We start from the raw sequence: 11,628 nt of genomic DNA, 5'->3' as shown, positions 1-11,628 counted from the left end.
GGGGCGTCACCGCACGTGGATCCACTTCGCCTCGGACGGCGTGCCCCGCGCGTCCGTCACGAAGAGCATGTACCAGCCGGGCGGCACCAGCGCCGGGTCCCTCGGCACGTCGACGGTGACCGAGTCCGCCGTCTTCGTCAGCCCCAGCTCGATCGACCGCTGCTCGACGTCCGTGGTGTGGGTGACCGCGCTCGGCCGCATCAGCCGGGCCTTGGCGATCCGTTCCGGACGGGCGGTGGCGAACGTGGCCCGGTGGTTCACGTCGAGTTCCTCGGGACCTGGGCCCAGCACCGGGCGACTCGCCCCGTCGCGGTGCAGCGCGGGCGGGGTGAAGATCTCCATCCGCTGCTCGAAGTGACCCAGCTTGGTGTTCTTCCGGTCGTCGAAGAGCGGGTCGGAGCCGAAGGTGGCGACGCGTCCGTCGGGCAGGAGCAGCGCCTCGGAGTGGTAGTTGCGGCCCACGCGGGGGGCCGCGGCCTCGCGGAAGGTGTTGGTGCGGGGATCGTAGAACTGCGCCTTGAGGATGTTGCTGGCGCCGCGGCCCCGGTAGTCGCGGGATCCGTTGGTGGTGAAGACGGTGTCGTCCGGCATGATCACGCTGTTCAGATAGCGCGTTCCCTGGGGCAGGTCGGGGCCGTCCTCGAACACCGGGTTGTTCTTCTTGAGGTCGACGACGGCGGTGCGGGCGGTGGACTTCCTGGACTCGCCCACGCCTCCGCCGCCGAGGATCATCACCTTCTGGTCCTGTGCGGGCGGGAGCAGGAGCGAGGCGGAGGTCTCCGTGCGGTCGGCGTCCCGCAGGCCGGGCACCTTCTGGAACGTGTTGGTCCGCGGGTCCCACAGGCCCGGTTCGCGGCCCTGGCCGGCGGGTCCGTACCCGGCGTTGGAGGCCGGGTAGAAGAGCTTGCCCCCCTCGGTGAGGAAGAGGGCCGGGTAGGTGGGGAAGTAGCGGTGGGGCCCGGGGCTCCACCGCTTGGTCGCCGGGTCGTAGATCTCGGTGTCGCCGGGGTCGATCACCCCGACGTCGTCGAGGCCGGACACGGCGAGGACCCGTCCGTCGTCCAGCCCCACCAGGGTCGGGTACCAGCGGGCCTTGGCCATCGGGTCGACGGGGATGTACCGCTCGGCCCTGGGGTCGAACTCGTAGGCGGCCCTGATGCCCTGGAAGTCCTGCTTCGCCAGGGTGATCTTCTCCGAGAGGCCGTACGTGTTGCGGGCGTCCTCGCCGCTCAGGCCGACGATCTCGTACTGGGCCTGCCGGTCGGTGACCGAACCGGGCCCCTTCTCCTCGGCCTCCACGAAGACCCGGGCCTCCCCGGCGGTGACCTCGGTCCGCCAGGGCTGCATCACACCCTTGCGGTCGTAGGTGACGACCTGGTTCCGCCTGGCCCTGGGGACCGTCACGTCGACCCTGCTGACGTAGTCGACGCCGGCCGGTGAGCGGAAGACGGTGCCCTTCCCCAGGACGACGTCCTTGTCGGGGTTCTCGTTCTTCACCCGCATGCCGCCGCCGGCCCGTACGACCTCGCCGTCCAGCTTCTCGTAGCGGGCGGTGCCGCCGGCCACGAGCAGCCTGCCGTCGGGGAGCTGGGCGTGTCCCGAGCAGAAGAAGTCGTCCGGTGTGGGGATCCTCTTGAAGGTGTTCGCCTTCGGGTCCCACAGGATCGTGTCGAAGGACCCCTGGTCGAACTTCTTCTGCTCGTTGCCCGACCCGGCGACGATGAGCACCTTCCCGGTGTGCAGCAGGGCCGCGTGGATCGCGTTGGTGCGGTACCGCGCGGGGATGTCGACCCCGCTCCAGGAGCCGTACCGCGCCTGGTAGGCGGGCCGGGAGATCTCGTACGCGTGGTAGGTCTCACCGGCGAGGCCGAGCGCGGCCGGGGCGTTGAGCCCCGCGACGACGGCGAGGCCCGCGATGCCGAGCAGCGTCCTCCTCGTCCGCTTCGAGGGCCGGTACGTCTTCGTGGAGGGCCGGGACGCCATGGACTAGGTGCCTCCTGTCGTGGGGCCGGCGGCGGGGACGGGGGTGGCGGCCGTCACCGCCTCCCGGCTGTCGGGGAGCCGTACGGGAGCGGGCGCGAGCGACCGGGTCCGGCGCTCCGCGGCGCGGGTGCGGAGCCAGACCGCGACCGGGGCGAGCGAGATGCCCATGGCCAGGAGCGCCCAGGCCCGCATCGCCGCGTGGGTGTGGCCGAGGACGGCCGAGGCACCGAGCGAGACGGCGAGGAGCGCCGCCCAGCCGAGGTGGACGCGGAAGGTGCCGAGCCGGTCGGCACTGGCGTCCTGGCCCTTCGGGGTGACGACGAAACGGCTGGGACGGCGGAGGACCGCCTCGCTCAGCGCCTTCAGATAGACGGGGGCCGACAGGGCCGACATCGCCATGCCGGCCAGGCCGCCCGATCCCTCCGGCTCGTGCGGGGAGACGTTGTGCCGCCGGTTCCACAGGTACAGGCAGATCTGGAGGGCGGCGGCGTCGCCGTAGAGCATGAGCCACACGGACGCGGTGATCTGCGTCCCGGACGCCCCGAACCACAGGAAGAGGAAGCAGCTGACCATGCCCAGCAGCCAGTTGACGGCCGTCATCGGGTAGTAGAGGAGCATCAGCGTGTACGAGAGGAGCCGGCCGCGCGGCATCGAGAACAGCGCCGTGCCGTACTGCTTGATCAGGGTCTCGTAGGCGCCGCGCGACCAGCGGGTCTGCTGGGTGAAGAAGTCGGTCCAGGTGGAGGGGCCCTCACCGACGGCGAGGACGTCCGGTGTGTAGACCGACCGCCAGTGCCGTCCCGTGCGCGGGTTGTGGTGCCGGTGCAGTTCGAACCCGGTGGCCATGTCCTCCGTGATGGAGTCGTACAGCCCTCCGACCTGCCGGAGGGCGGCGATCCGCACGACGTTGTTCGTGCCGACGAACATGGGCGAGCCGTAGCGGTTCCCGGCGCGCTGGATCAGGGCGTGGAAGAGGAACTGCTGGGACTCGGCGGCCTTGGTGACGGGGTTGTCGTAGTTGCCGTACACCTGGGGGCCGACGACGAACGCGACGTCGGGGTCCCGGAAGTAGCCCATCATGCGTTCGAGGAATCCGGGCAGCGGGACGTGGTCGGTGTCGACCGAGGCGAAGAAATCGTAGGCGTGCCCGTAGAGGTCGAGCCACGCGTTGTAGTTGCCGTGCTTGGTGCGGGCCCGGTGGCCTCCCTCGGGGCGGTTCCACTCGGGGACCCCGCGCCGGGTGAAGTGCCGGACGCCGAGCTCCGCGCACAGGGCCCTGGCCTGCTCGTCGTCGCCCTCGTCGAGGAGCCAGACGTCGAGGGGGCCGGTGTGGGTGAGGGCGACCGCGCCTTCGAGGGTGGCGCGGACCGTGGCGAGGGGTTCCTTCCCCGGGACGTACGTGGTGAGGAAGGCGACCCGGGTCCCGTGCGCGGGGAGGACCGGAACGGGGTCGCGCGCGGCCAGTGCCGCGTGCGCGATGCTCACGACGTTGACGGCCATGAAGAGTTCGATCAGGCCGACGGTGACGAGCATCGCGGTGTCGAGGGCGTTCCGCCACGGCTCGCCGCCCTCGCGTTCCACCCAGTGGGTGGGCCACACGAGGTAGGCGAGGAGCGCGCCGGTGACGACCGGGGCGAGGGCCGTCAGCACGACGGCGGCCGTCCGGTGCGGCGCTCGCGACAGGAGCTTGGTGTACTGCACCCGGTAGCCGGTGCCGGACGGCTCGGTCAGGGGTCCGGCGAGTCGGCTGTAGGTGTCGTAGTCGTAGCCCGCGGGCCGCACATCGCCCTCCCGTCGTGGAACGATCCGGTGATCGTCCCGGCCGTCTCCCCCACACAAGTGGAGGGCTGACGATGTGTCGAACGGGGCGCGTCCGGTCGGGTACGGGGAGCGTGCGGTCGGGTGGTCTTTCGCCCCGGCCGCCCCGGGGCACGGAGGAACCCGGCCGGGGGGCACGGAAACCCGGCCCCGGGCACGGACGAACCCGTCCGCCGGCACGCGAGGACCCGTCCCCGGGCACGCAAGGACCCCGGCCGCCGGAACGGCGGAACCCCGGCCCTGGGGACCGGGGTTCTCGGACGTGGGGCTCGCGCCCCGGGGCGTGCCGGCCGCCGACACACCGTCATGCGGCCGCGGGGCCGAGGGCAGAGCGGCCGGACGGTCGGGCGGTCGGGGCGTCAGGCGGACAGGTGCCGCTCCACCGTCTCCACCTTGGAGGTGAGGCCGTCCGTCACTCCGGGACGGATGTCCGCCTTGAGGACGACCGAGACGCGGGGCGCGCGCGCCTCGACGGCGGCGACGGCGCGCTTGACGACGTCCATCACCTCGTCCCAGTCACCTTCGATCGAGGTGAACATCGCGTCGGTGCGGTTGGGCAGGCCCGACTCGCGGACCACGCGGACGGCGTCGGCGACGTACTCCCCCACGTCCTCGCCGACACCGAGCGGTGTCACGGAGAAGGCGACGATCATGCCTTCACCGCTCCGTCGGCGAGGGTGCGCGAGGCGACGACCGCGTCCTCGGCCTCGCGCCTGAGCTTGCGCTCGGCGAAGAAGCCGCCGGTGGGCAGGACCGAGAGGACGAAGTAGAGGACACCTGTGCCGGCGCTCCAGCGGGCGCGGTTCCACGCGTCCAGCCAGAAGATCACGTACAGGATGAAGAGGACGCCGTGGACCGCGCCCATCACGGGCACGGCGTTGAAGTCCGTGGTCCGCTTCAGCACCGAGCAGACGAGCAGCAGCAGGAAGGAAACGGCTTCGGGGGCCGAGACCAGGCGGAGCCGGCGGAGTGCGGTGGCGGTCTTTATGTCCACGGGTCACCTTCGGTGGGATTCGCTGTCGGGGGAACGCTTCCTTGTGAACGCACGCACAAGCGTCCCGGCCATTGTGGCATCCGGCGGGGGCGATCCCGGGTCCGGGGCCCGGACCACACCGGGCGGACCCTCCGGCGGGGGAACCGCGGCGGACCGTCCGGCGGGAACCCCTAGGGGACGGATCGGGGACGGATCCACCCGTGAGCCCTGTCCGCCGCCCGGCGGTGCGGTTACCTTCGCTCCGTGGCGATGTTTCGACTTCAGGGCAGCAAGGTGCTGGCCGTCGACATGACCGGGGACGCCGTGAAGGCGAAGAACGGCTCCATGGTCGCGTACGACGGGCAGATGGCCTTCAAGAAGCTGAGCGGGGGCGGTGAGGGGCTGCGGGGGATGGTGACCCGGCGTCTCACCGGCGAGCAGATGACGGTGATGGAGGTGAAGGGGCACGGCACGTGCTGGTTCGCGGACCGGGCCTCGGAGATCAACCTGGTGTCCCTCCAGGGGGACAAGCTGTACGTGGAGGCGAGCAACCTGCTGGCCACGGACCCGGGCCTGCGCACGGGCACGACGTTCACGGGACTGCGCGGCGCCTCGCAGGGCAACGGTCTGTTCACGACCACCGTCGAGGGCCACGGCCAGGCGGCGATCACGTCGGACGGGCCCGCGGTGGTGCTGCGGGTCAGCGCCCAGTACCCGCTGACGGTCGACCCGGGCGCGTACATCGCCCATCAGGGCAATGTGCGGCAGACGCTCCAGTCCGGTGTGACGTTCCGCACGTTCCTCGGCGAGGGCGGCGGCGAGGCGTTCCAGATGCGCTTCGAGGGCGACGGACTGGTCTACGTCCAGCCCAGTGAGCGCAACACGATCGCGGGGGATGTGTGAGATGGCGTTCCGCGAGGTGAACTCGAAGATGGTCGAGGCCACGGTGGTGCCGGGGCAGCGGCTGTTCAGTCAGCGCGGCGCGATGCTCGCGTACAAGGGCGAGGTGTCGTTCACGCCCAACATCCAGGGCGGTCAGGGCGGGGTGATGTCGATGATCGGCCGCCGTCTGGCCAACGAGGCGACGCCGCTGATGACCGTGGAGGGCTCGGGCACGGTGTTCTTCGGGCACGGCGGCCACCACGTCCATGTGATCACCCTCACCGGGGACACGCTGTACGTCGAGGCGGACCGGCTGCTGGCCTTCGACGGGACGCTCCAGCAGGGCACGATGTTCCTGGGGTCGCAGGGCGGCGTCATGGGCATGGTGCGGGGCCAGGTGACGGGCCAGGGGCTCTTCACCACCACGCTCAAGGGCCACGGGGCCGTGGCCGTCATGGCGCACGGCGGTGTCTTCGAGGTCCCGATCACCCCGCAGCGGACGGTGCACGTCGACCCGCAGGCCTATGTGGCGCACCACGGCGACGTCCGCAACAAGCTGTCCACGGCGCTGGGCTGGCGCGACATGGTGGGACGCGGCTCGGGCGAGGCGTTCCAGCTGGAGCTGAGCGGCAGCGGTTCGGTGTACGTCCAGGCCTCGGAGGACAAGCTGTGAGCGGGTACGGAGTTCCGGGCGGCCCGGTGATCCACGATCCGATGTCGCTGCCCGTCGACGACAACGTCAACAAGTACACCTTCTGCGTGGAGCTCAAGGGGAGCGAGTGGTTCCTCCAGAAGGGCAAGATGATCGCCTACTACGGCTCCATGGAGTTCAACGGCATCGGGCACGGTCGACTTGACCGTCTTGTCCGTACGTCGTTCCATTCGCCACTGCACGCGAGCGACTGGGTCGTGGCGCAGGGCTCGGGCAAGATGCTGCTCGCCGACCGGGCATTCGACGTGAATTCGTACGACCTCGACGACGGCAACCTGACCATTCGCTCGGGCAACTTGCTCGCTTTTCAGCCAAGTCTCGCGCTCAAACAGTCGATCGTGCCGGGCTTTCTGACACTGATCGGAACCGGCAAGTTCGTGGCCGCGTCCAACGGTCCGGTGGTGTTCATGGAACCCCCGATCCGGGTGGACCCGCAGGCCCTCGTCGGATGGGCCGACTGCCCCTCCCCGTGCCACCACTACGACCATGGGTACATGACCGGCGTGATGGGCGGTCTACGTGCGATGACGGGCCTCGGCGGGGCCTCGGGCGAGGAGCACCAGTTCGAGTTCGTGGGGGCGGGCACGGTGCTGCTCCAGTCCACCGAGATCCTCATGGCCGAGCAGGCCACGGGGGCGGTCCCGCAGCAGGCGGGCGTGCCGGGCGCGGGAGGGGTGCCCGGTCAGCACGGGCAGCAGGCCGGGGCACCGCGCCTTCCCGGACAGCTGGGGGACCTCCAGCGTCGCTTCGGGCTGTGAGCGGTAGTCTGCGGAGTGTGACGTCGAACGCGCATCGAACGCGTGCGCACCGTCACACAACCCCTCACTAGTTCGCATTTCAACATTTTAGGTAGACTTCATTTATGGAGACCGAGACGGCCACGCGCTGGCTGACCGATGCGGAGCAGTGCGCCTGGCGCACCCACCTGGAGGTCAACAGGCTGTTGACGTACCAGCTTGAGAGGGACCTTCAGCCGTTCGGGCTGACCATGAACGACTACGAGATCCTGGTGAACCTCTCCGAGTCGGAGGGCGTGCGCATGCGGATGAGCGACCTGGCCTCCGCCACCCTCCAGTCCAAGAGCCGGCTCTCGCACCAGATCACGCGCATGGAGAACGCGGACCTGGTGCGCCGCGAGAACTGCGAGTCCGACCGGCGGGGCCTGTACGCGGTCCTCACCGAGCACGGCATGGAGACCATGAAGAAGGTCTCGCCGCACCATGTCTCCTCCGTACGGCGGCACTTCATCGACCTGGTGTCGCCCGAGGCCCTGGAGGACCTGCACAAGTCCCTGCGGCCGATCGCCGAACACCTGCTGGGGCAGCGCGGCAAGCCCTAGGTCCCGGCTCGCCGCGCCCGCGGCACGATCCCGACAGCCTTGCTCAGCCGGTCAGTTGCGCGCCCTCCGTCACCTCGGACCGCGCGCCGCCGGCCGCGCCGCACCCCGCGTCCGTGTCCGGGCGCGGGGTTCGTGCGCCGGGTACGCAGACCAGGGCCGCGGCGATCGCCAGTGCCCCCGAGACCGCGAAGCACAGCCCCAGCGGCAGCCGGCCCGCCAGCAGGCCCGCACCGGCGGTGCCCACGGAACTCCCGGCGTTCACCGCGGTGTTGACCCAGGCCCCGGCCTGGGTGCGGAAGCCCGGCGGGGCCGCGGCGTCGGCCGTCAGATAGGACGTGGTCAGGGCCGGGGCGACGAAGAAACCGGCGCAGGCGACGGCCACGGTCAGGGTGCCGAGCCCGTCGGCGAGTCCCGCCGCGAGCAGGGTGAGGCCCAGGGCTCCGGCCGGCAGCGGCAGCCGGGTCCCCGGGGCCGTACGCCAGTCGACCGCGCCGTTCAGCAGACCGCCCAGCGCGCTGCCCAGCGACACCGCGGCCAGCACCCAGGCCACCACGCCCGGGCCGTGGTGGTGCCGTTCGGCGAACGCGACGACCAGCAGGTCGACCGCGCCGAGCGAGAGGCCGACGCCCGCCGCGACGACCACGGGCCGGGCGAGGGCCCGGCCGCCCCACCGGCGGCGCCCGGCGCCCGCCGCCCGCGCGGCGGCCGGGCGGACGCCCGCCACGACCGGGGACAGGACGAAGGCCAGGGTCCCCGACCACACCAGCACGGCGCTGAGCACCACGGCCGCGGCGGGCGGCGCCAGTTGCACGACCGCGCCGACGAGCAGCGGCCCGGAGACGAAGAGGACCTCCTCCACGACACCGTCGAGGCTGTAGGCGCGCTGCAACAGCCTTTCGTCCCGCACCACTTCGCCCCACACGGCGCGCATCGTGGGACCGAGCGGGGGTGTGCACGCGCCCGCGGCGACCGCCACCGCGCCGACGGCGGCCACGGGCGCGCCGGGCCGCCAGGCGGTGACGGCGAAGGCCGTGAGGAGGCCCGCGTAGAGCGAGGCCATCGGGATCAGGGCGCGGCGGGCGCCGTACCGGTCGATCAGGGCCGCCCGCGCGGGCGACAGGAACACGCTCGTCGCGCCGAACAGCGCCATGACCGTGCCGGCCACGGCGTACGAGCCGGTGGCGCGGGTGGTGGTGAGCATCATGGCCAGGGAGACGAGCCCGTACGAGAGGCGGCCGGTCATGGCCGCCAGGAAGGTGCGGCGGGCGTGGGGAATGCGGAAGAGCGCGGCGTAGGACGGCCGCGAGGACGACGCAGACATGGGTGATGTTCCTCAACAGCGAGGCGGGACAGGGGTCGCCTGAGTGCCGCGACGGCGCGGCGACGGTGCCGCGTGCGCGTCGCGGGCCTGGGCGGGCCCTATGCCATGAGGAGGAACATGCCGTCAACGTAACAGCGGTGCCCGGCGGTCGGCCAGACCTTTTCGAGCGCCGGGGCGGACCTCGCCGGGGACGCGCCCCGGCACGGCGAGCCGCTCTCCCGAGGGGGCGTGCCGTCCCGCGGCGCGCACCCGCGCGGTGCGGGCACGACGCACCGCGCCCCGGCGCGCCGGGGGCGGGCCGGGACGCGCACGGCGGGTCAGGATTCCTTCAGGCCCTCGATCAGGGTGTCCGCGGCCTCGTACGGGTCCAGTTCGCCCGCGACGATGCGTTCCGCCAGGGCGCTCAGACGGCGGTCGCCGTGGAGGTCGCCGATGCGGCGGCGCAGCGCGGTGACGGCGATCGTCTCGACCTCCTGGGACGCCCGGGCGAGCCGGCGCTCGGCCAGGACGCCGCGCTCCTCCATCCACGCCCGGTGCTTCTCCAGCGCCTCGACGACCTCGTCGATGCCCTCGCCGCGCGCGGCGACCGTCTTGACGATCGGCGGCCGCCAGTCCCCCGGGCCGCGGGACTCGCCGAGGCTGAGCATGTGGTTCAGCTCGCGGGCGGTGGCGTCGGCGCCGTCGCGGTCGGCCTTGTTGACGACGTACACGTCACCGATCTCCAGGATTCCCGCCTTGGCGGCCTGGATGCCGTCGCCCATGCCGGGGGCGAGGAGGACGACGGAGGTGTCCGCCTGGGAGGCGATCTCCACCTCCGACTGGCCGACGCCCACCGTCTCGACCAGGATCACGTCGCAGCCCGCCGCGTCCAGGACGCGGATGGCCTGGGGCGCGGACCAGGCGAGGCCGCCGAGGTGCCCGCGGGTGGCCATCGAGCGGATGTAGACGCCGGGGTCCGAGGCGTGGTCGGACATCCGGACGCGGTCGCCGAGCAGGGCGCCGCCGGAGAACGGCGAGGACGGGTCGACGGCGAGGACGCCGACCCGCCTGCCCTGCCGCCGGTAGGCCGTCACCAGCGCCGACGTCGACGTCGACTTGCCGACGCCGGGCGAGCCGGTGAGCCCCACCACGTACGCGTTGCCGGCCAATGGGGCCAGCGCCGCCATGACCTCACGGAGCTGCGGTGCCGCTCCCTCCACCAGGGAGATCAGCCGGGCCACGGCCCGCGGCCGTCCTTCCCTGGCCTGGGTCACCAGCGAGGAGACGTCCTGCATCACAGCTCCGTTCACGAGAGGTCGGTCGTGCGAAAGCGGGTCAGGCCTTGGCCACCCGCACGATCAGGGCGTCGCCCTGGCCGCCGCCGCCGCACAGGGCGGCCGCGCCGACACCGCCGCCGCGCCGCTTCAGTTCGAGGGCCAGGTGCAGCACCAGGCGGGCGCCGGACATGCCGATCGGGTGGCCGAGGGCGATGGCGCCGCCGTTGACGTTCACCTTTTCCGTGGACACCCCGAGGTCCTTCATTGACTGGACCGCGACCGCCGCGAAGGCCTCGTTGATCTCGATCAGGTCGAGGTCCCCGACCTCCAGGCCCTCCTTCTTGAGGGCGTGCAGGATCGCGTTCGAGGGCTGCGACTGGAGCGAGTTGTCCGGGCCGGCCACGTTGCCGTGGGCGCCGATCTCCGCGATCCACTCCAGACCGAGCTCCAGCGCCTTGGCCTTGCTCATCACGACCACGGCGGCGGCGCCGTCCGAGATCTGCGAGGCGCTGCCCGCGGTGATGGTGCCGTCCTTGGTGAAGGCGGGGCGCAGCTTGCCGAGGGACTCGGCGGTCGTCTCGGCGCGGATGCCCTCGTCCTTGCTGAAGACGACCGGCTCGCCCTTGCGCTGCGGGATCTCGACGGGTGTGATCTCCGCCTCGAAGAGGCCGTTCTTCTGGGCGGCGGCCGCGCGCTGGTGGGAGAGCGCGGCGATCTCGTCCTGCACGGGACGCTGGATGCCGAGGCGGGTGTTGTGCTTCTCCGTCGACTCGCCCATGGCGATGTTCTCGAAGGCGTCCGTCAGACCGTCGTACGCCATGGCGTCGAGCATCTCGATGGCGCCGTACTTGAAGCCCTCGCGGGACTTCGGCAGCAGGTGGGGCGCGTTGGTCATGGACTCCTGGCCGCCGGCGACCACGATGTCGAACTCGCCGGCGCGGATCAGCTGGTCGGCCAGGGCGATGGCGTCGAGGCCGGAGAGACACACCTTGTTGATGGTCAGGGCCGGGACGTTCATGGGGATGCCCGCCTTGACGGCGGCCTGGCGTGCCGGGATCTGCCCCGCCCCGGCCTGGAGCACCTGGCCCATGATCACGTACTGCACCTGGTCGCCGCCGATGCCCGCACGGTCGAGGGCGGCCTTGATCGCGAAGCCGCCGAGGTCGGCCCCGGAGAAGGACTTCAGCGAGCCCAGCAGTCGTCCCATGGGCGTTCGGGCGCCCGCGACGATCACCGAGGTGTTGCTGTTCGTTCCAGACATGAGGTGCGATCCCCTTACCGGCTGCACAGCCGAGGAGTGAACGAGGGTTTACTGAGAATGTACTGAGCGGTAGGCCACCCGTC

The 11,628-nt window shown here is 71.6% G+C and carries 11 protein-coding genes; 4 read left to right on the top strand and 7 right to left on the bottom strand.

Annotated elements, in window-relative coordinates; all coding sequences use genetic code 11:
• Positions 1–6 precede the first annotated feature (6 nt).
• The 4 genes from ACFWI4_RS24265 to ACFWI4_RS24250 form a co-directional block, all read right to left on the bottom strand.
• A complete protein-coding gene (locus ACFWI4_RS24265; RefSeq protein ID WP_387199772.1) occupies positions 7–1,983 on the bottom strand; it encodes a galactose oxidase-like domain-containing protein in 1,977 nt (658 codons plus the stop codon).
• 3 nt (positions 1,984–1,986) lie between these two features.
• On the bottom strand, positions 1,987–3,765 hold the full coding sequence (locus ACFWI4_RS24260) for a glycosyltransferase family 2 protein (protein ID WP_387199769.1): 1,779 nt from the start codon (positions 3,763–3,765) through the stop codon (positions 1,987–1,989).
• Positions 3,766–4,160: 395 nt separating this feature from the next.
• A complete protein-coding gene (locus ACFWI4_RS24255) occupies positions 4,161–4,454 on the bottom strand; it encodes an MTH1187 family thiamine-binding protein (RefSeq protein ID WP_385405816.1) in 294 nt (97 codons plus the stop codon).
• Positions 4,451–4,795 (bottom strand): DUF3817 domain-containing protein, encoded by a 345-nt coding sequence (locus ACFWI4_RS24250; RefSeq protein ID WP_385405819.1) that lies wholly within the window; start codon positions 4,793–4,795, stop codon positions 4,451–4,453. The genes ACFWI4_RS24255 and ACFWI4_RS24250 overlap by 4 nt, the downstream gene beginning before the upstream one ends.
• Positions 4,796–5,044: 249 nt before the next feature.
• Between ACFWI4_RS24250 and ACFWI4_RS24245 the strand changes: the two genes are divergently transcribed.
• The 4 genes from ACFWI4_RS24245 to ACFWI4_RS24230 all read left to right on the top strand — a co-directional run bounded on the left by ACFWI4_RS24245 (position 5,045) and on the right by ACFWI4_RS24230 (position 7,707).
• Positions 5,045–5,677 (top strand): AIM24 family protein, encoded by a 633-nt coding sequence (locus tag ACFWI4_RS24245; protein WP_387199832.1) that lies wholly within the window; start codon positions 5,045–5,047, stop codon positions 5,675–5,677.
• A gap of 1 nt (position 5,678) precedes the next feature.
• Positions 5,679–6,329, top strand: coding sequence for an AIM24 family protein (locus ACFWI4_RS24240; RefSeq protein WP_385405822.1), 651 nt, complete (start codon positions 5,679–5,681; stop codon positions 6,327–6,329).
• The gene (locus tag ACFWI4_RS24235; RefSeq protein ID WP_385405825.1) at positions 6,326–7,126 is read left to right on the top strand and encodes an AIM24 family protein; all 801 of its coding nucleotides are present in this window, start codon (positions 6,326–6,328) and stop codon (positions 7,124–7,126) included. The genes ACFWI4_RS24240 and ACFWI4_RS24235 overlap by 4 nt, the downstream gene beginning before the upstream one ends.
• A gap of 104 nt (positions 7,127–7,230) precedes the next feature.
• On the top strand, positions 7,231–7,707 hold the full coding sequence (locus ACFWI4_RS24230; protein WP_385405828.1) for a MarR family winged helix-turn-helix transcriptional regulator: 477 nt from the start codon (positions 7,231–7,233) through the stop codon (positions 7,705–7,707).
• Positions 7,708–7,750: 43 nt separating this feature from the next.
• Here the strand turns inward: ACFWI4_RS24230 and ACFWI4_RS24225 are convergent, their stop codons facing one another.
• From ACFWI4_RS24225 to ACFWI4_RS24215, 3 genes are all read right to left on the bottom strand, one after another.
• Positions 7,751–9,028, bottom strand: a complete 1,278-nt coding sequence (locus ACFWI4_RS24225; protein ID WP_387199762.1) for an MFS transporter — start codon at positions 9,026–9,028, stop codon at positions 7,751–7,753.
• 317 nt (positions 9,029–9,345) lie between these two features.
• On the bottom strand, positions 9,346–10,302 hold the full coding sequence (meaB, locus tag ACFWI4_RS24220) for a methylmalonyl Co-A mutase-associated GTPase MeaB (RefSeq protein WP_385405873.1): 957 nt from the start codon (positions 10,300–10,302) through the stop codon (positions 9,346–9,348).
• Positions 10,303–10,342: 40 nt separating this feature from the next.
• Positions 10,343–11,545, bottom strand: a complete 1,203-nt coding sequence (locus tag ACFWI4_RS24215; RefSeq protein WP_385405832.1) for an acetyl-CoA C-acetyltransferase — start codon at positions 11,543–11,545, stop codon at positions 10,343–10,345.
• Positions 11,546–11,628: the final 83 nt, after the last annotated feature.

Origin of the sequence: Streptomyces sp. NPDC127038 (assembly GCF_042725875.1) — a bacterium.
In the GTDB taxonomy this organism is placed as follows: Bacteria; Actinomycetota; Actinomycetes; order Streptomycetales; family Streptomycetaceae; genus Streptomyces.
This window is presented reverse-complemented; position numbering and strand designations above follow the sequence as displayed.

Coding starts and splice junctions, on each gene's coding strand:
- ACFWI4_RS24265 (WP_387199772.1), bottom strand. CDS start 1,983: ATGGCGTCCCGGCCCTCCACGAAGACGTACCGGCCCTCGAAGCGGACG.
- ACFWI4_RS24255 (WP_385405816.1), bottom strand. CDS start 4,454: ATGATCGTCGCCTTCTCCGTGACACCGCTCGGTGTCGGCGAGGACGTG.
- ACFWI4_RS24245 (WP_387199832.1), top strand. CDS start 5,045: ATGTTTCGACTTCAGGGCAGCAAGGTGCTGGCCGTCGACATGACCGGG.
- ACFWI4_RS24240 (WP_385405822.1), top strand. CDS start 5,679: ATGGCGTTCCGCGAGGTGAACTCGAAGATGGTCGAGGCCACGGTGGTG.
- ACFWI4_RS24230 (WP_385405828.1), top strand. CDS start 7,231: ATGGAGACCGAGACGGCCACGCGCTGGCTGACCGATGCGGAGCAGTGC.
- ACFWI4_RS24225 (WP_387199762.1), bottom strand. CDS start 9,028: ATGTCTGCGTCGTCCTCGCGGCCGTCCTACGCCGCGCTCTTCCGCATT.
- meaB (WP_385405873.1), bottom strand. CDS start 10,302: ATGCAGGACGTCTCCTCGCTGGTGACCCAGGCCAGGGAAGGACGGCCG.
- ACFWI4_RS24215 (WP_385405832.1), bottom strand. CDS start 11,545: ATGTCTGGAACGAACAGCAACACCTCGGTGATCGTCGCGGGCGCCCGA.